At 36.8% G+C, this 511-nt stretch carries 1 protein-coding gene; it reads right to left on the bottom strand.

Features of this window, described 5'->3' with window-relative positions:
• Positions 1–100: 100 nt before the first annotated feature.
• The gene (locus IQR33_RS20740) at positions 101–334 is read right to left on the bottom strand and encodes a type II secretion system protein (protein ID WP_005381152.1); all 234 of its coding nucleotides are present in this window, start codon (positions 332–334) and stop codon (positions 101–103) included.
• Between the last annotated feature and the right edge of the window lie 177 nt (positions 335–511).

The following is a 511-nucleotide window of genomic DNA, read 5'->3' as shown; positions in this document are numbered from 1 at the left end:
TTAGAACAAGCGAGATAAGTATACGATGAAATTATGAGATTAATGATAGGTTTATAATTTTTCGATTCGAAGTGTGAACAGACGAACAAATAACCAATATCTAGTTATTTTGCCCTTTTGAACGACTAATCTCTTCTTCAATTCGATCGTAAGTTTCTTTGTTGCTTAGCGTCTCAGAAACGTGCTCAGCGGTCTGCTTGGTTTGCTCCCACTTCGCTTCGTAAGTTTCTGGTTCAAAGCTGATAAATCTTGGTAATACCACATAACCGATCATACCTAAGATAATCAGCACAACGACAAACTCTATTGCACTAAGACCCGATGATTTACGCATATGAACTATTCCGAAATTAATCAAAATAAAGAGATAAAGGCCAGACTAGCTGGCCTTTTGAGTAATATTTATTACTTACACTCATTCGCAGTTTTAGTAACAGCGACTGTTGCTGGAGTATCTTTGTCTTTAGCTTGAGTGTATTTAACACATTTCGTGTCGTAGTTATCGAAACCG

The organism is Vibrio sp. OPT46 (assembly GCF_015163535.1).
GTDB classification, from domain to species: domain Bacteria; phylum Pseudomonadota; class Gammaproteobacteria; order Enterobacterales; family Vibrionaceae; genus Vibrio; species Vibrio alginolyticus.
Note: the sequence above shows the minus strand (reverse complement) of the source record. Positions and strands in the feature narration are given on the sequence as shown.